The sequence below is a fragment of the Nocardia sp. NPDC023733 genome (assembly GCF_040639775.1).
Classification (GTDB): Bacteria; Actinomycetota; Actinomycetes; order Mycobacteriales; family Mycobacteriaceae; genus Nocardia; species Nocardia rosealba.
Window position 1 is genome coordinate 224,783 of sequence record NZ_JBFAAN010000006.1, and the last position, 17,833, is coordinate 242,615.

The following is a 17,833-nucleotide window of genomic DNA, read 5'->3' on the forward strand; positions in this document are numbered from 1 at the left end:
TCAGCCGGTGGCACGCAGGTCGAGGATGCGCGCGAGCGCCTGCTCCACGGCGAAGGTGGCATCGGCGGCGCCGCCCTTGACGTCGGCGTTGAGGACGGCCACCACCTGCAGGGCGGTGCCGATCGAGGCCGGGTTCCAGCCACGCGCCTGCGCTTGGGCCTTCTTCACCTTCCACGGCGGCATACCGAGCTGCTGAGCCAGCTTGAACGGGTCGCCGCGACCGGCCGATCCCACCTTGGCGATGGTGTGGACCGAGTCGGCCAGCGCGTCGGCCAGCAGCACGTGTGGGACGCCCCGGTCGGTCGCCCAGCGCAGCGCCTCCATCGCGGCCGACCGGTCGCCTGCCACAGCGAGTTCGGCGACATCGAAACCGGTCACCTCGGCGCGGCCCGAGTAGTACCGGCGCACGGCGTTCACATCGATCTTGCCGCCGGTGTCGGACACCAGCTGCGAACAGGCCGCGGCCAGTTCACGCAGCTCGAACCCGACGCATTCGATCAGCACCTGCACCGCTTCGGCACCGACCTTCACGCCCGCGGCCCGGAACTCGCCGCGCACGAATTCCACCCGCTCCGCCGGTTTGGTGAGCTTGGCGCACTCGTGCACCACGGCGCCCTGCTTCTGCAGCGCCGGGACCAGCGCCTTGGCGCGGCCGCCACCGGAGTGCAGCACCATCAGGACAACGCCGGGCGGCGGGTCGGCGGCCGCGTCGGTGATCACCGCCACCGCGTCCTTGCCCGCCTCGGCCGCCGATTCGAGCACGATCACGCGGTCTTCGGCGAACAGTGAGGGGCTGAGAAGTTCGGCCAGTTCGGCGGTGCTGGCGTCACCGGCGCGCATCCGGTCCACCGGCACCGAGTCCGGGTCGGGTGCCCCCGCCCGTACCTCGCTCATCACCCGCGCGACAGCGCGCTCGACCAGCAGTTCCTCGTCACCGAGAACCAGATGCACCGCAGGGAGTTCGCTCACGAGGCGATCCTACGTAGGGGGACCGACGGGATCGGCGAGGGTCGCGATACCGCTGCTCGTCCGCCGCGCACGGGTCCTGTCGCGCGAGCGATCGCGTTGTGCCGGCTCCTCCCTGTAGCGCCTCACGGATGGGATCGCTCCGTCCTCGGCACCGAAGTGCTCGACGTGAACGAGGTGTCCGCGGCGGTAGTCGGGGAGACTTGACCATCCGTTGTTCTGTCGCCGTCCCGAGCACGATGACATCGCCGTCGAGGTCGGTTCGGGCGATTGTCGCGCCCAGGGCGGTGAGCACCCCGATCACATCCGGATGTGGATGACCGAAGGTGTTGTCGGTGCCGGAGCTGATCAATGCCAGGCGCGGCCGGACCGCGCGCAGGAATTCCGCTGTCGTCGTCCGCGAACCGTGGTGCGGAACTTTGAGCACGTCGGCCCTGATGTCGTTGTCGCGCATCATCTTCCGCTGAGCCTCGCTCTCGATGTCCCCCGTCAGCAGAACCGTCCCGAGTGCCGTGCGCGCCCGCACCACCAGCGACCGATCATTGGCCTCATCGAGTTCCAGCGAACCGGGCGCCCGCTCCCCCGGCGCGAGAACGTCGAGCTCTGTCGCCCCGAACCGCAACACATGTCCCTGATGCAGCTCGATCAGCGGGATCCCCGCGCCCTCCGCAAGCTCCACGACCCTGCGCACTCCGTCGCCTGAATGGTCATGAGCGCCAACGCTCTCCGTTGCGGTCGTCTCACTCGACGCAGACCGAGCACAGGCTGTCGGCAGTCCCGAGGTAACTCTCAGCAGCGCCGCCGCAGGCCCCGACTGTGATCCAAGGGTTGGCGTGGGGCAGGTGGGTGGGCGGGTTTCGCCGGGAGCGGTGGCGATGGCGTCTACTGCGCGGCCGTGAAGGGCGCCCGCGAGACCGTCGATGTGGTCGGCGTGCGGGTGGGTGAGGATGAGGAGGGGGACCCGGGTGACCCGGAGGCGGTCGAGGCAGCGGCGGATGGGGCGGGGGTCGGGGCCGACGTCGACGACTATGGCGGCACCGGGGGCGACAGCGACGGCGAGGGCGTCTCCCTGGCCGACATCACACATGGCCAGGACCCAGCCCGCGGGTGGCCACCCGGGGTGCCAGAGCCGGACAGGGACCAGGACGACGGCGATACCTAGGCAGACGACGGCAAGGAGCCGACGCGCCCGCGACCAGCGCAGGGCCGCTACCAGGACGATCATCAGAGCGGCCGCCACAAGGCCCGCAGCAGTGCCCGACTGCACCGTGACGGCGGCACCGGGGAGGGCGGCGGCGTGTTCGGCGACGCCGAGCAACCACCACAGTGGCGGGCGCGCACACCACAGCACCCACACGGCCGCGTCCACCCACAGGCACGCGACTACGGCACCGACCGCTCCGATCACCGTGATCACTCCGACCACGGGTGCGACGAGGGCATTGGCGGCGACGGCTACCAGGCTCACCCGCCCGGACAGGGCGACCATCAGTGGCAGTGTCACGACGAAGGCCGCCGCCGACACCGCGAGAATCTCGGCGGGTACACGCCACCACCCGCGCTCGCGCAACCAGTCCGCCCAGCTCGGTGCGAGCAGGATCAGCCCGGCCGTGGCGAGCACCGACAGCGCGAATCCGGCACTCACCGCCAACTCCGGTGCGACGGCGAGCAATCCGATCACCGCACCACACAGTGCGGGTAGTGCCTGTTTGCGTCGGCCTGTCAGCAGGGCAAGCACCGTCACCGAACCCATTGCGGCGGCGCGCAACACACTGGGGTCCGGCCGGGCGAGGATCACGAACACCACCACCGCCCCCGCGGCGGTCGCTGCCCTGATTCGTGGTCCGGCGGTGAGGCTACGGGTCAAGCCGAGCAGCGCGGTCAACAAGATTGTGAAATTGGCGCCGCTGACGACGCACAGGTGTTGCAAGCCGGCGATTTCGAAGGCATCCCTGACCTCGTTCGACAGCGCGGCGGTGTCGCCGACGACCAGTGCGGGTAGCAGACCCGCCGCGTCGGGCGGGAGGGCCCGCGCGGCCGCGTCGGCCAGGTCGGCGCGTACACCTGTCGCGAGTCGTTGCCACCAGGGCGGAACACCGATGCGCTCCGGTTCGGCGGTCGCCCGCAACGTGGCAACGGTGAGGTCGGTCCGCAACGGTTCGCTCACCGTTCCCCGGAACCGAACCACCTGTCCCGGCGCGAGTTTCGCCCACTCCTCCCCGGCAGCGAGAACCACCAGCGCGCCACCGGCATGTGTGCGGTGCGCACCATTGCCGAACTCGCGCAGGCCTGCCCGGATGATCCATCGCCGTTCACCGCCGAACGAGCCTGCCCGAATCTGTTTGGCGTCGTCGGAGATCTCCGCTACCACGGTCACGGTTCGCCCGACCGATTCCCGCAACGGATGCGCCTGCACGTGATGTTCGCGCCACGCGGCCGCCGCCCCGAACCCGGCGCCGAGCAGCATCGTCGCTGTCGCCGCCACAGCGACGACCCGCCACCGTTCCCGCCGATGCGCTATCGCCCACAACAACCCGACCCACGCGCCGATCGCTCCCAGTACCGCCAAGACGGCCAGCACCACGCCCGCTCGCCACCCGAGGGTCAGGGCGATGAGCGTTGCCGCCCAGCACCCGAGCGCCGCGGGTACCAGCCGCATATCGAGGACCTCGGGCTCCTCCTGATCCTCGTCGGCCGCCGTGTTCTCCGGCCTCACCGATGGACGACGGCTCGACCCCGGCGATGTGAACAACCTGCCGACCGACGCGGAACCGGTCGCCAACGGCCGATCGACAGCCCCACTCAGCGTTTTCGCTCTCGCCCTATCCGCCCCGACCCTCATCCCGCCGCACCGGCGGTCTGCACAGCCTGATCACGCCGGCCGGTGCCGACCGCGCCCCGCACACGGGTCATGTCGTGACCAGATCGCGCAGGCGAGCCAGTCGGGCCGGACCGATACCGTTCACCTCACCGAGTTGCGCCACATCGGTGAACGGGCCATTGGTCGTCCGCCACGTGATGATCGCCTTCGCGGTGACCGGTCCGACGCCGGGCAGCGCATCGAGTTCGGCCTCGGTCGCCGAGTTGAGGTCGACTCGCGAATTGCTCCCGGCCGCACCGGGACCGGGGCCCGCGACGGCCCCCGCCGAGCTCGAACCCGGTGGCCCACCGGCGGCACTGATCATCGCGCTGCCCTGCACGGGTTGGCCCGCCAGCGGCCCTGCGGCACCGACAACCACCTGATCGCCATCGGTCAGCCGCTGGGCAAGGTTCAGCCCCGCGAGGTCGGCACCCTCGCGGGCGCCACCTGCCATCTCGATCGCGTCGGCGACCCGTGCCCCGCCGGGCAGACGATGCAATCCGGCACGGTGCACCAACCCAACGACGCTGACAACGAGTTCCCCACTCCCGCCCGCGATTCCGGCTCCAGGATCAGCGGTCGCGGCAGCGCTCGCGGCCGCGACCACAGCGGTCTGTTCAGCGCGTGGAGTGATGTGCTCGGCGCGCAGTGCCGGTACCGGTGGCACCGCCTGCGATACCGGGCGATCGCGCATCACCATCACTCCGGTCAGCACCACCGCGACCAGGCCGATGATCCCGAGGGCCAGCGCACCGCGCCGTCCCGGATCCATACGAGCCTGACGAAAACGTTCCGGCACCAGTTTGTTCCGTCCGCGCCGACCTTCCTCGTCCAGCCAGCCGGGCGTCCCCACCTCGCCCGGCGGACCGTCCGCAGGAGTCAGTTCGTCGTCGTCCCAGTGGCCGGCCCGTGGCGGGTCGGCGGCCCCGCCTCGCCGGTAATCGAGCGGCTCGTCGTCCGCCTCCCACCGAGCCGTCGTGTGCGGTCGTGGTTTGTCTTGCACCGCGAGCCCGCCCAACCGCTGCCGAACTCGCTCGTGCTCTTCGTGTCGTGGCATGGCGGCGACGCTAGCCATCGGCTCTCCTCGAAACCCGCTGCCCACCTGCGCTTTCGACGGGCCTGTGGATAACTCGCACCCTGTGGACAACTCTCGGTCAACGGCGCTTTTCCGCCGGTCCCCGGCGGTGCTCACCGAATACCGTGCGCTCATGGCCGATTCGCAGTACGCAGGTACACATGGACCTGGCACAACGCTTCCGCGACTTCGCGGTGCGGGAAGTCCACACCAACTCCCCGCTGTACTACCGCCGTGCCCTCGACATCGCCGAGGACCCGGCGGTCCTGGCCTTGCTCGCGCGGCTGCCCGTCGAGAAACAGCAACCCAACCTCGTGCTCGCCGCCGCGACGGTGAACGGTGTGAACGCGGTGGCCTACAGCGAATTCCGCACGCAGCTGATCGAACGGTGGGACGCGATCCAGACAACGACGTTGTCCCGCCGCACACAGACCAACGAGGTCGGCCGGTCGGCGACACTGCTTCCGATGCTGGCCGGGCTGCCGGGCCCACTCGCACTCGTCGATGTCGGTGCCTCCGCGGGTTTGTGTCTCTACCCGGACCGTTTCAGCTACCGATACGGCACAACAGTGCTGAACCCGCCGGACGGCGAGTCACCGGTGGTGTTGCCCTGCACCGTGACCGGCCCGGTCCCCGTGCCGACCGACCTGCCGGAGGTCGTCTACCGGGCGGGCGTCGATCTGAACCCTCTCGACGTCACCGACCGGCACAGTCGCGAATGGTTGGAGGCACTCGTCTGGCCCGGCCAGGAGGACCGGAAGACCCGATTGCGCGCGGCCTGCGAGATCGTCGCGGCCGACCCACCGATCCTCGTCACGGGCGACCTGAACGAGCAGATCGCCGAACTCGTGCGCGCCGCACCGCCCGACAGCACCGTGGTGGTCTTCGACAGCGCCGTCCTCACCTACCTGCCGCCGGAAGCCAGGGAACAGTTCCGCACGGCAGTGCGATCACTGCCCTGCCACTGGATTTCCCAGGAAGGCACAGGCGTGCTTCCCTGGCTTTCCGGCCAGCTCCCCCCACGAGCGTCCGACAAGGCACGCATGGTGCTCGCGCTGGACGAGGTCGCGTCGGCCTTCGCCGACCCGCACGGCCGGTCGCTGGACTGGTTCGGTCCGGCGTAGCGGGATCAGAGGCGGCGCATCACCGAGACGACTTTGCCGAGGATGACGGCGTCGTCGCCGTCGATCGTCGAATAGGCGGGGTTGCACGGTTCGAGGTGGATGTGGCCGTTACGGCGGCGATACACCTTCACGGTCGCCTCCTCACCGATCATGGCCGCCACGATGTCGCCGGAGTTGGCCTCACGCTGGCTGCGGACGACGACGAGATCGCCGTCGCAGATGGCGGCGCCGATCATCGAGTCGCCGCGCACGCGCAGGCCGAAGACCTCACCGCGTCCGACCAGCTCACGTGGCAGCGTCAAGACATCGTCGGCGTGCTGTTCGGCGGTGATCGGCGTGCCCGCCGCGATGTCACCGACAACCGGCACGCTGACGGCGGAATCGGAGCCCGCGCCGGGTGCGCCACGCAGGAACAGGCGCACGTCGATGGGCCGGGTCATCGCCGCACTGCGGCGCAGAAAACCGTCCTCCTCCAGCGCCTTCAGATGTTTGGAGACCGTCGAGGTGGATCGCAGCCCCACCGCGTCGGCGATCTCACGCGCACTCGGCGGATAACCGTGCGCGAGCACCGAATCCCGGATCACCGCGAGGATGTGTTGCCTGCGCGGCGGCATGTTCGAGGTATCGGGAAAGTCGAACTCGTCGAATGCGGTCACGCTGGCATCGTAGAGCCCGGCCACCGCACCCTTTCAGGCCAGGTTCTTGGCGAAGCAGTTCGACAGCGGCAGCTCGTGATACGGCGCGAACAGCGGGATCCGGTGATATCCGCTGCGTTCGTAGAACCGCACCGCATCGGGTTGCAGATGCCCGGTCTGCAGGATGAGCCGCGGTTGTCCCGCCTCCCGCGCCGCCGCTTCGGCGGCCGCGAGCAAAGCCGTCGCCGTGCCCGTGCCACGAAAGGCCGGTCGGACGAACATCCGCTTGAGCTCCAGATCCCCGGCGTTCCAGCGCACTGCGGCATGACCCGCGGGCGTCCGGCCCGCGTAGGCCACGAAGGTCTTGTGGACGGTGCGCGGGTCGACGAGTGTCGGCGGCGGCCCGACGAATTCGATATAGGCGTAGCGCGGGCCGACCTCTGCCGACATCTCCGCGCGCAGCACGTCCGCGTCCGGATGCTCCCAGTCGACGGTCAGCACTTCGACGGCAGGCGGGGTCGGTCGCGTGGTGGAGGCGGTCATGTTCTCTACCGTAAGCAGGCGACCGATCCGGGCGCGCCGGTTGTCGTCACCGAGATTCTCTACCTAGGTGCATCCGCCGGGCAGCACCGCGACACCGAGGGCGCCCACACCCAGGTGAACACCGAGAGTGGGGCCGAATTCCGCGATGTGGAGTTCGGTGAGGGTGGGATTCTGTTCGCGCAATTGGCCGGCCAGGGACTCGGCAGCCTCGGCGGCACCCAGGTGCTGGATACCGAGGGCTACGCCGTCGGTGCCCGCGGCGGACGTCGCGGCGGCGACGAGCTTGGTGACGGCGCGCGACCGTGTACGCACTTTTTCCCGCAGCTCCAGTTTGCCCTCGACCAACTGCAACAGTGGTTTGGTGACGAGCTCGCTGCCGAAGAAGGCAGCCGCGCTGCTGAGCCTGCCGCCCTTGCGCAACTGTTCGGTGCGGTTCACCAGGATGAAGGTGCGGGCACGGGTGGCGGCGGCCGCCGCACACTCGTAGACCGCGTCGAGGGTGTCACCGGCCCGGGCGCGGCGGGCGGCGCCGAGTACAGGCAACCCCGTGGCCAAGCCAGCGCCGAGCGAATCCACCAGGCGCACACGGCCGTCGGCGCCCATCTCGCGCACTGCTTGTCGCCCGGCCTCCCAGGTCGCCGACAGCATGCGCGACAGATGCACGGCGACCACTCCGTCGCCGCCGCTGTGGTCCATGGCGCGTTCGTAGGCCTCGCGCAGTTCACCCGGCGAGGCCGCCGACGTGGTGACCGAGTCGGCGCTGTAGTCGATCTCGACCGGCTCGACGCCCTCGCGCAGCTGCCGATCACCGACCAGCACGTGCAGAGGCACCACTTCGATACCGAGATCGGCGACGAGGTCGGCGGACAACCCGGCCGCCGAATCGGTGACCACCACAACGGCCACGGACTACCGAACCTCCTGCAGCGCCTTGGTCATGGCGGTGGCAACAGCCTGATGCCCGGCCCAGCCCCAGTGGATACCGTCGGGGTTGGCCGATCCCGATTCGATGTCGTCGCGCACGGCTTCGCCGAGGTCGACCAGCGGCACCGAGGTGCGCGCCGACCACGCCCGCAACGCCTTCACCGCGCGCGGCCGACCACGGTGCACGCGACCGTAGGCATCGCAGCGATGCACCGACGGCAACACCGCGACCACCGGCAGCTCCGGACGCAACTGGGTCAGCGCCTCACGCGACTGCTCCAGATAGTCCACGCTCACCCTCGGTGGAAGAGCAACGGGGCGACCGAGTTTCGACAGCTTCGGCTGCAGCCAGTTGTAGGTGGCCCGCACCCCGCGACGCAGCCGGGGCGGACGGATGTAGCGGATCGTCTCCCGCAGGGCGGTGGGCAGCGGAGACGGCAGGGTGTCCATGCCGCCGACAGCGAACACGACAGCCCCCGCGCGCGGCACGGCGGCCCACACCCGGGGATCACCGATCAGTGCCCAGTAGGCGTCACGACAGGTCCACCCGATCCGGGCGACCAGCTCGACATCCCAATCCAGTTCGGCCGCCACGAGATTCGGCCAGATCCTCGGATCATCGGCCGGCAACCCACCCTTGGGCCCGAAATAGGCGAGCGAATCGGCGATCACCAACAGCACCGGCCGAGGCGAGGCCTGCTCGACCACCTCGGTCGATACCTCCTGCCGAACCGCGGGCGCCTCCGCATCGACGGTGCTGATCGACTGATTCTGCGGGACAGAAGGTTCCGCGAGAACACTCGGCATCGCGCTCACACCGTCGGCAGGCTGGACCGGGGAAGGCGCGAGCAAGGCCTGCGACTGCACACCGGGCTCCCCTTCGGCCGTGGAGCCGGATGCTGCCGTCTCAGCTCCGAGCAGCGCTTCGGCGGCCGCATCAGCGCGCGCCGAAACCGATTCCGCGTGAGCGATACCGGAAGCGCCGTCCTGCGCGGGAGTAGCTTCGACCTGAGCAACAGTCGAAGGACCCGCCTGCGGCTGAGCCGTTTCCGTCTGCGCAGGACGGGATTCCGCTTCGGCAGCAACCGATTCACCTGCCCGAGGCAGAGTCGAGTCGGCCTGGTCCACAGTCTGCGTGTCGACCGTGGTGTTCGAGTCGTTCTGCGCGTGCGACACGGAGTCGGCGCCCGAGGCCGAAGCCACCGGAGTGCCGGTATCAACCTGGGCCGCAGAGGAATCCGAGCCCTCTGTCAGCGCGTCGGTGCCATCCGCCGAACCCGCGCCGACAGCATTACCGACATCGTCGACAACCTTCGCCGCTACGGAACCCTCGTCGTCGGACGACTCCTCACCGGAATCGTGTGCACCCGAACCGGACTCGCCCTCGGCCGACGAATCGGTCTCGGGTTCGGCGACCGGGGAAGGCGGCGGCCCGAAAAGCGCGTCGGGCAGCGACCGGGTACTGCGAGCGGTGACCTGCTTGAAGAGTTCGTCGGGTACCGAACGGATCGGCTCCTCACGCTCGGGGCGTGCGGGCCGCGCCGGTGGCGGGCCGAACAGCGCGTCCGGCAATTGCCGTCCGGGCTTGGCCGTCACCTGCTGGAACAATTCGTCCGGTACCGATCGGACGGGCTCTTCAGAGGACATCGGGAGCTACCTTCGCCGCTGCGTTCCAAACATCGAGGCGCCAGCCGGGTCGGTCGACATCCGGGCCGTGACTGGACAGCTGCACCCAGCTCGTATTGGCCAGCCCACCGAGGGCAGGCCAGTTCTCCGGTGGCAGATCCAGCAACGCGGCCGTCAGGGCAGCGATCAGCCCGCCGTGCGCAACCAGGATGATAGTCCGACCGGGCCAATCCTGCCGCTCGTTGTACAGTTCGCGCACCACGGGCAGCGACCGGGCGCCGACCTCGAGTTTGCTCTCGCCGCCGGGCGGACGGTAGGTGGCGTCGAGCCGCCACTGCACCCGCGCACCGGGGTAGTCGGCGTCCACCTCGAGGTGGGTCAGGCCTTCCCAGTCACCCAGGTTGGTCTCGCGCAAGCGGGTATCGGTGATCACCGGCAGATCGCTGAGGTCACCGAGAGCCTGGGCGGTTTCCTTGGCCCGACGCAGATCGGAGGCGTGGATGGCGATGGCGTTGCGTGAAACCAGTTCTCGGGCAGCCTCTTTGGCCTGCTGACGACCGAGCTCGGTGAGATCGGTGTCGATCTGGCCCTGCATCCGGTCGGCGGCGTTCCATTCGGTCTGCCCGTGCCGCAGCAGGATCAACGTGCGCACATGGGCGTACTTGCTCACTCGCTGTCTGCCTCTGCCTGCGCGTCGTCGTCGGCGGCCGGGGCCTTGGGTGCGGCGATACCGTCGACGGGAACCGTCGGGCAGTCACGCCACAGGCGTTCGAGGGCGTAGAAGTTGCGCTCGTCGTTGTGCTGGATGTGCACGACCACGTCGACGTAGTCGAGCAGCGCCCAGCGTCCCTCGCGGGTGCCTTCGCGACGAACGGGCTTGTGCCCGGCCTCGCGCAGCTTCTCCTCGACGTTGTCGACGATCGCGTTGACCTGACGCTCGTTGGGCGCCGACGCGATCACGAAGCAGTCGGTGATCACCAGCTGTTCGGAGACGTCGAGGACAACGACATCGGTGGCGAGCTTGTCGTCGGCCGCGAGTGCGGCGACTCTGGCCATCTCGACCGCTTCGGCGGTGGCGCTCATGCCTTACCTTCCGTTCCTGCGGGCACATAGAGGTGCCGCTTCGATATGTACTGCACCACGCCATCGGGGACGAGGTACCAGACCGGCCGACCCTGGGCGGCGCGGCGCCGGCATTCGCTCGACGAGATGGCCAGCGCGGGGATCTCGATCATCGTCACGGCATCGGCGGGAAGGTCCCGCAGATGTTCCTCGAGATGGTCGGTGTTCAGCTCGTACCCCGGACGGCTCACCCCGACGAACTTCGCCAGTTCGAACAGTTCGGCCCAATCCTGCCATGTCAGGATGTTGGCCAGCGCGTCCGCACCGGTGATGAAGTACAGCTCGGCGTCGGGATGGGCGCTCTGCATCTCGCGCAGGGTGTCGACGGTGTAGGTGACTTTGTTGCGTTCGATGTCGGCCCGGCTCACCGAGAACCTCGGATTGGACGCGGTGGCGATCACCGTCATCAGGTAGCGGTCCTCGGCGGGACTGACCTGTTTGCCCGCCTTCTGCCAGGGCTGACCGGTGGGGACGAAGATCACCTCGTCCAGGTCGAACAGGTGCGCGACCTCGCTGGCGGCGACGAGGTGACCGTGGTGAACGGGATCGAACGTGCCACCCATCACACCGAGCTTGCGGCGCGGCCGGGCTGTCTCGTGCATGAGGTCCGAGCTTAATAGGACCGCCACCATTCGTACGGATCGGAGGGCTCCGGGAATCGGGGCCGATCGGCTCGCGGTGCTCGCGGGCCCGCTTCGGCCGGTCGGTGCTCGACCGTGCCCGAGGCCTGGGCGCACATCTGAGCGAACTGACTGCGGGTGCGACGCAACTCCTCGACGTGGTGGGCGGCCGGGTCGGTGGCGACGAGGCGGTTCAGTTCGGTGAGCAGCACGTCCAGGGTCACCCACCACGGGCCGCGCAGCGTCCCGCCGGGGCCGCGCAGTTGCAGCCAAGCCGCCGCGCGCAGGCAGCGCGCGCGGGGCACGATCTTGTCCTGTTCGCCCCAGAGCCCGGCCGCGCGCAGATAGCCGCCGAGCGCCTCCGATTCCTGCCCACAACATTCCCTGGCCACCGCAGCCGACCACAGCAGATCGGCGTGGCGGTGCCGCTCGGTGGGCGAGCCGGCGATCAGGCGGGCGGCCTCGGTGAACTGCCAGGCCGCCTCGCGGTATCGGCCGAGGTGATTGAGCGATTCGGCGAAGACCGCACGGACCCGCGCGAGCTCGCCGGGTGGGTAGCCGACTGCTGCCCCGTCGAGCAGCGCGTGGTCGAACGCCCGCGCCGCCTCGGCATGTGCTCGTGCTCGATGCCACGAGCGGCCCGCGACGATCCACAGATGTGCCGAGTCGGCCGCCGAGATCGGCGCCCAATCGGCGGCGGCCGCGGCAGCCGCGCGGGCGACATCGCGAGCGCGACCGGGTTGGGCGGCGATCGCGGTGACCAGCCGGGTCCGCAGCTCCGCCCGCTCCCGTCCCCCCAGCTCCGCCGCGCCGACGACGAGGGCGCGCCGCAACTGCTCCTCCGCCGCGCCCGGTGCGTCGAGCAGGCGCGCCGCCGCGATCGTCGCGAGCTTTCGCGCGGCGCGGGCCAGCGAGCCGGGCTCGAGCAGGCGGGCTGCCTCGGCGGCAGCCGAACCGGAGTCATCTACCTGGCCTGCGGGAGCACCGACCCGGAGCTGCGCATCGTGGACAGCGCCCTCGTCGATCGCCCCTGCGACTCGCGCGGCGTGGTCGGCCGGCCCCACGAGAGCGGCTTGGGCAGCGGGTTCGGCTGGGGCGGCGAATTCGGCTCGAGCGTCATCGTTCTCGGCGGCGAACCGATCGCTCACCGGGCGAACCACATCCGCACGACACAGAAGCGGGCGACGGTCCCGATTCTTCGATCTGTCCCCCGATGTTCAGTTCGCCCGTCGTCGCGCGACGCCCCTGCCAGCATGGCGGTGATCGTGGTGGTTCGCCCCTACGAGTGGCTTAACGTCCGCTCAACGTCTCAGCGCAGCGGCCTTTTCGACTTCGGGAGTTTGGCGACGACGGCGTCGTAGGACGCGTCGATGAGTTCGCGTAATTCGTCGTCGGGAACGGCGCCGCCGACGCGAATGCTGTTCCAGCCGTAGCGGCCGATGTAGGCCGAGGCGGTGACATCGTCGGGGTAGATGGTGACGAGTTCGTCGGCTTCGGCGCGGTCGCGCCCGCATTTGAGACCGATCGATGTGCCTGCGCCAAGAAACGCGAACACCTTGTCGCTCACCTTGGCCACGGTGTCGCCCTCCCACGGTTCGTCTTCCCACGCACCGGGTTTGGCCAGGCAGTACGCCAGTACATCCATCTCGCGGCTCCTCAGACCGGCAGCAGTTTCGACACGACGTCGGTGAGCTGGCGGGCCGACCGGCATTCGTGCATCTCGATCACCGCGCCGTAGTCGGGTGCTGCCGAATCGCCTGTGCCCCAGAGGTTGTGCGGCTCGGGGTTGAGCCAGTGCGCGTGTTTGGCGGTCTCGACCAGCCCGCGCAGCGTGTCCACCTTCGGGTTGCGGTAGTTGGTTCGACCGTCGCCGAGGACGAGCAGCGAGGTACGGCTGGTGACGGCGTCACCGAAATTGTCGGCGAAACTGGTGAAGGCCTGGCCGTAGTCGGAGTGGCCGTCGGAGTCGATGACGGTGGACTCGGTGAAGATTCTGGTGAGCACGTCGTCGAGACCGGTTTGCGGGCCGAAGTAGTCGGTGACCTCGTCGGTGCGGTCGACGAACGCGAAGATCCGCACCCGGGAGAACTGTTCGCGCAGGGCGCTCACCAGCAGCAGGGTGAAGCCGCTGAAGCCGGCCACCGAGCCCGAGATATCGCACAGCAGAACCAGATCAGGGCGCCCGGGGCGCGGTTTGCGCTGCACCAGGTCGATCGGCACGCCCCCGGTGGACATCGATGCCCGCAGGGTTTTGCGTAGGTCGATCTCGCCGCGACGGGAACGCTTGCGCCGCACCGCCAACCGTGAGGCGAGGATCCGCGCCAACCGGTGGGTTCCCCGCCGCAGATCGGCCAGTTCACGTTCGGAGGCGCGCAGGAAATCGGCGTCCTCGGCCTGCCGGGCGACCCCGTAGGTGGCGACCCGTTCCCGCCCGATCTGCTCGGCGACGCGGCGGTTCGTCTCCTCCTCCACGGTGGCCCGGAACCCGGCGATGCGCATCCGCAGCAGGCGCTGCGCGATCTCGGCGTCGCGTTCGCTCGCGTCGGGCGGGAGGGCGAGACCGGCCAGCGCACGCGCCAGCAAGGTCTGCGGCGCAAGGTCTTTGAGCGCCTGATACGCGGAGAACGACGGCCCACGTGCCGATTGGTACCGCCCGAGCTGCTCCACCACCTGGGCGGCGAGCAACTCGAGCTGGTTGCCGCTGTCGGGCGTGGCGAGCAATTCGGCGAGTTGTTCGCGCAGGGCGGGCAAATTGACGCGTCCGTCGGGTGTGCGGGGCAGTTCGGGTGCCTCGGCACTGCGCTGCCCGACGGCGACCGGGAACCACAGATCGAAGAGGCTGTCGAAGGTGGCACGGTGGGTGGGCCGGCGCAGCAGCGCACAGGCCAGGCCCTCCCGCACCGCTTCCCGGTCGAGCAGGTCGAGCACCGTGAGTACCTGGCCCGCGTCGACGGTTTCCGACGGACCGACCGGCACCCCGCGCGAGCGCAACGCCGCGACGAAACCCGCGACGTGACTACTGATGCCGTGGGGCGCGGGCGCGGTCATTCCTCAGCCCAGTTTCAGCTCGGACAGGGCGCGCTGGTGGTCGCTGCGGTGCTTGAGCACCACGCCGAGCGTGGCCCGCACCGTGGCGTCGTCGAGGTCCTGGGAACCCAGTGCGAGCAGGGTGTTGCCCCAGTCGATGGTTTCGGCCACCGACGGCAGCTTCTTGAGTTGCATTCCGCGCAGCACATGCACGATGCGCACCAACTGCTCGGACACCACCGCTGACAGCTCGGGTACCCGGCTGGCCAGGATGCGGCGCTCGAGGTCTTCGTCGGGGAAGTCCAGGTGCAGGTACAGGCAGCGACGCTTGAGCGCCTCGGACAGTTCGCGGGTGGCGTTGGAGGTGAGCACCACGAACGGCTTACGGGTGGCGGTGATCGTGCCGAGCTCCGGAACGGTGACCGCGAAATCGCTGAGCACCTCGAGCAGCAGGCCCTCGATCTCGACGTCGGCCTTGTCGGTCTCGTCGATCAGCAGCACCGTGGGATCGGTGCGCCGGATCGCGGTGAGCAGCGGACGCGAGAGCAGGAACTCCTCGGTGAAGACGTCGGCTTTGGTTTCGGCCCAATCGTTTTCGCTCGACGCCTGGATCCGCAGGATCTGCTTGGCGTGGTTCCACTCGTAGAGGGCGCGGGCCTCGTCGACACCCTCGTAACACTGCAAACGCACCAGTTCGGCGTCGGCGACCTGGGCGACCGCGCGCGAGAGTTCGGTCTTGCCGACGCCCGCCGGGCCCTCGATGAGCAGCGGTTTGCCCAGCCGGTCGGCGAGGAACACCGAAGTGGCCGTGGCCTTGTCGGCCAGGTATCCGGTGGTGGCCAGCCGGGTGATGACGTCGTCGACCGAGGTGAAGATCGGTTCCTGTACCAGAGTCACGGTCACACCGGCCGAGTCTGGCCGTCGCCCCACACGATCCACTTGGTGGAGGTGAGTTCGGGCAGTGCCATCGGGCCGCGGGCGTGCAGCTTCTGGGTGGAGATGCCGATCTCGGCGCCGAAGCCGAACTGCTCGCCGTCGGTGAACGCGGTGGAGGCGTTGACCATCACGGCGGCGGCGTCGACGCGGGCGGTGAACTCGCGTGCGGCGGCCAGGTCGGCGGTGACGATGGCCTCAGTGTGGCCGGTGCCCCAGGTGTTGATGTGCTCGACCGCGGCGTCGAGGTCGTCGACGACCTTCACGGCGATATCCATGGTCAGGTACTCCTCGCCCCAGTCGGCATCGGTGGCGGGCACCTGACCGGGCAGGTCACCGTGAATGGTGACGCCCGCGTCCTCGAGTGCCTTGCTCAGCCGCGGCAGCGCGGTCTCGGCGACGGCGGCATCGATGAGGACCGTCTCGGCGGCGTTGCACACGCTGGGACGGCGGGTCTTGGCATTGAGTACGATCGCCTCGGCCATGTCGAGATCGGCGGCGCTGTGCACGTAGACGTGGCAGTTGCCGGTGCCGGTCTCGATGGTCGGCACCTGGGCGTCGCGGACGACGGCGTTGATGAGGCCCGCGCCGCCGCGCGGGATGACCACATCGACCAGGCCGCGCGCCTGGATCAGGTGGGTGACGCTGGACCGGTCGTTGCTCGGCAGCAGCTGCACCGAGTCGGCCGGAATGCCCTGGGCGGTGAGCGCTTCGCGCAGGATCTCTACGAGCGCGGCATTGGAGTTCGCCGCCGAGGACGAGCCGCGCAGCAGCGCCGCATTGCCCGACTTCAGCGCCAGGCCGAAGGCGTCGACGGTGACATTGGGCCGGGCCTCGTACACCATGCCGACCACGCCGAGGGGCACCCTGGTCTGCCGGATCTCGAGCCCGTTGGGCAGGGTGCTGCCGCGTACGACGACACCGACCGGATCGGGCAGGCCGGCGACCTGACGCAGGCCCGAGGCGATGCCGTCGATGCGGGCCTTGGTGAGCCGCAGCCGGTCGAGCAGGTTCTCCTCGGTGCCTGCCGCGCGGGCGGTCTCGATATCGGCGTCGTTGGCCGCGAGCACGCGGTCGGCCGCCGCGAGCAGCGCGTCGGCCGCGGCGTGCAGTGCGTCGTTCTTCTGCGCCGTGGTGAGCTGAGCGAGCGCACGGGACGCGACGCGAGCCCTGCGGGCGGCGTCGTGCACCGCTGCGCGGATGTCGAGCTCGGGGGTCACTTCTACCGTCATGGGTATCAGCCTACGCATTGTGCCCGTCCCGCTCGACGCCACCCGGGACCCGGAATGTGGCTCCGACCGGCAGCGGGACCGAGTTATCCACAGGGTCTCGCGGGCAGGCGCCCCGCGACTCGACCACTGACATCGCGTCGCAAGCGGGCACCGCGCAACGCCGTCGCCGCTAAATTCGACGTTTATGAACCACTCCGCCGCACCGACCGTTGTGGTGTTGGGCAGCGTCAATATGGACCTGGTCACCACCACCGCGCATCGGCCGGCCCCCGGAGAAACAGTGCTCGGCTCCGGCTTCGCCACGGTTCCGGGCGGTAAGGGCGCCAACCAGGCGATTGCGGCCGCCCGCTCCGGTGCCGACGTGCGTTTCCTCGGCGCGGTCGGCGACGACGCCTTCGGCGCCACCCTGCGCGCGACCCTCGACGACGCGGGCATCGACACCAGCCTGCTGCGCACGGTCCCCGGCCCGAGCGGGGTAGCGACGATCGTGGTCGACGGTGCGGGCGAGAACAGCATCATCGTCGTGGCCGGGGCGAACGGCAGGATGACCCACTTGACCGAAGCGGAGCTCGCGGCGATCGAGGCCGCCGACATCCTGCTGTGCCAGCTCGAGATCCCCCTCGAAACAGTCACAGCGGCCGCACACCACGCCGGCTCCGCAGGCACACTCGTAGCCCTGAACCCCTCCCCCGTCCAGCCGATGCCCGCCCGACTGTGGGCCGATGTGGACCTGGCGATTGTGAATTCGCTGGAGTACGAACACTTCTCGTCGACGTTGGAGTCGGTTGCGCACGTGGTGCGAACCCTGGGCGCCGACGGTGCGATCTACCGTGGCGACGGCACGGAACTGACCGCCGATGGGCGCCGTGTAGACGTGGTCGACACGACCGGCGCGGGCGATGCCTTCACCGGCGCCCTCGTCGCGACGTGGTCGCAGGGCGCAGCCGCCGCTCTGAACTGGGCAAACACAGCCGGCGCCCTGGCGACTACCCAGCTCGGCGCCAGCGCGTCCATCCCCGGACGGGAACAGATCGCGGCCGCGCTCGCCGAGAATCGCTGATCCGCGGTGGCGAGTTCGGCACCGACCGCGCCAGAGCGCTAGGAGCGAATGGGACACAGGCAACGTTCCACCCACCCGCGACCGCG

The 17,833-nt window shown here is 69.4% G+C and carries 17 protein-coding genes; 2 read left to right on the forward strand and 15 right to left on the reverse strand.

Annotated elements, in window-relative coordinates:
* The 3 genes from holA to AB0F86_RS23235 all read right to left on the reverse strand — a co-directional run bounded on the left by holA (nt 1) and on the right by AB0F86_RS23235 (nt 4,901).
* On the reverse strand, nt 1-969 hold the full coding sequence (gene holA / locus AB0F86_RS23225; protein ID WP_356985144.1) for a DNA polymerase III subunit delta: 969 nt from the start codon (nt 967-969) through the stop codon (nt 1-3).
* Nucleotides 932-3,682, reverse strand: a complete 2,751-nt coding sequence (locus AB0F86_RS23230) for a ComEC/Rec2 family competence protein (RefSeq protein WP_356985145.1) — start codon at nt 3,680-3,682, stop codon at nt 932-934. Before AB0F86_RS23230 ends, holA begins: the two co-directional genes overlap by 38 nt.
* Nucleotides 3,683-3,875: 193 nt before the next feature.
* Nucleotides 3,876-4,901 (reverse strand): ComEA family DNA-binding protein, encoded by a 1,026-nt coding sequence (locus AB0F86_RS23235; protein WP_356985146.1) that lies wholly within the window; start codon nt 4,899-4,901, stop codon nt 3,876-3,878.
* 161 nt (nt 4,902-5,062) lie between these two features.
* Between AB0F86_RS23235 and AB0F86_RS23240 the strand changes: the two genes are divergently transcribed.
* Nucleotides 5,063-6,025, forward strand: coding sequence for a DUF2332 domain-containing protein (locus AB0F86_RS23240; RefSeq protein ID WP_356985147.1), 963 nt, complete (start codon nt 5,063-5,065; stop codon nt 6,023-6,025).
* A gap of 5 nt (nt 6,026-6,030) precedes the next feature.
* On the opposite strand, the gene lexA is transcribed toward AB0F86_RS23240, so the two are convergent.
* The 12 genes from lexA to AB0F86_RS23300 all read right to left on the reverse strand — a co-directional run bounded on the left by lexA (nt 6,031) and on the right by AB0F86_RS23300 (nt 16,687).
* Complete coding sequence (lexA, locus tag AB0F86_RS23245; protein WP_356985148.1) at nt 6,031-6,681, reverse strand: transcriptional repressor LexA; 651 nt, start codon at nt 6,679-6,681, stop codon at nt 6,031-6,033.
* 33 nt (nt 6,682-6,714) lie between these two features.
* Nucleotides 6,715-7,203: a GNAT family N-acetyltransferase gene (locus tag AB0F86_RS23250; RefSeq protein ID WP_225281031.1), complete on the reverse strand. Its 489-nt coding sequence runs from the start codon at nt 7,201-7,203 to the stop codon at nt 6,715-6,717.
* A gap of 63 nt (nt 7,204-7,266) precedes the next feature.
* Entirely contained in the window at nt 7,267-8,109 is an 843-nt protein-coding gene (locus AB0F86_RS23255) for a DegV family protein (protein WP_181698346.1), read from the reverse strand.
* Between the two features lie 3 nt (nt 8,110-8,112).
* Nucleotides 8,113-9,774, reverse strand: a complete 1,662-nt coding sequence (gene octT, locus AB0F86_RS23260) for a diglucosylglycerate octanoyltransferase (protein WP_356985149.1) — start codon at nt 9,772-9,774, stop codon at nt 8,113-8,115.
* On the reverse strand, nt 9,764-10,423 hold the full coding sequence (locus AB0F86_RS23265; RefSeq protein ID WP_067486266.1) for a histidine phosphatase family protein: 660 nt from the start codon (nt 10,421-10,423) through the stop codon (nt 9,764-9,766). The genes octT and AB0F86_RS23265 overlap by 11 nt, the downstream gene beginning before the upstream one ends.
* The gene (gene rsfS, locus AB0F86_RS23270) at nt 10,420-10,836 is read right to left on the reverse strand and encodes a ribosome silencing factor (RefSeq protein ID WP_067486264.1); all 417 of its coding nucleotides are present in this window, start codon (nt 10,834-10,836) and stop codon (nt 10,420-10,422) included. Before rsfS ends, AB0F86_RS23265 begins: the two co-directional genes overlap by 4 nt.
* Nucleotides 10,833-11,477, reverse strand: coding sequence for a nicotinate-nucleotide adenylyltransferase (gene nadD / locus AB0F86_RS23275; protein WP_067486262.1), 645 nt, complete (start codon nt 11,475-11,477; stop codon nt 10,833-10,835). Before nadD ends, rsfS begins: the two co-directional genes overlap by 4 nt.
* An 11-nt stretch (nt 11,478-11,488) precedes the next feature.
* A complete protein-coding gene (locus tag AB0F86_RS23280; protein ID WP_356985150.1) occupies nt 11,489-12,643 on the reverse strand; it encodes a hypothetical protein in 1,155 nt (384 codons plus the stop codon).
* Between the two features lie 161 nt (nt 12,644-12,804).
* Nucleotides 12,805-13,140 (reverse strand): MmcQ/YjbR family DNA-binding protein, encoded by a 336-nt coding sequence (locus AB0F86_RS23285; RefSeq protein WP_356985151.1) that lies wholly within the window; start codon nt 13,138-13,140, stop codon nt 12,805-12,807.
* Between the two features lie 11 nt (nt 13,141-13,151).
* Nucleotides 13,152-14,543: a VWA domain-containing protein gene (locus AB0F86_RS23290; RefSeq protein WP_356985152.1), complete on the reverse strand. Its 1,392-nt coding sequence runs from the start codon at nt 14,541-14,543 to the stop codon at nt 13,152-13,154.
* Between the two features lie 3 nt (nt 14,544-14,546).
* Complete coding sequence (locus tag AB0F86_RS23295) at nt 14,547-15,425, reverse strand: MoxR family ATPase (RefSeq protein ID WP_356985153.1); 879 nt, start codon at nt 15,423-15,425, stop codon at nt 14,547-14,549.
* On the reverse strand, nt 15,422-16,687 hold the full coding sequence (locus AB0F86_RS23300; RefSeq protein ID WP_356985154.1) for a glutamate-5-semialdehyde dehydrogenase: 1,266 nt from the start codon (nt 16,685-16,687) through the stop codon (nt 15,422-15,424). The genes AB0F86_RS23295 and AB0F86_RS23300 overlap by 4 nt, the downstream gene beginning before the upstream one ends.
* Before the next feature lie 184 nt (nt 16,688-16,871).
* On the opposite strand from AB0F86_RS23300, the gene AB0F86_RS23305 reads away from it, so the two are divergent.
* Nucleotides 16,872-17,747, forward strand: a complete 876-nt coding sequence (locus AB0F86_RS23305; protein ID WP_356985155.1) for a ribokinase — start codon at nt 16,872-16,874, stop codon at nt 17,745-17,747.
* The last annotated feature ends 86 nt before the right edge of the window (nt 17,748-17,833 follow it).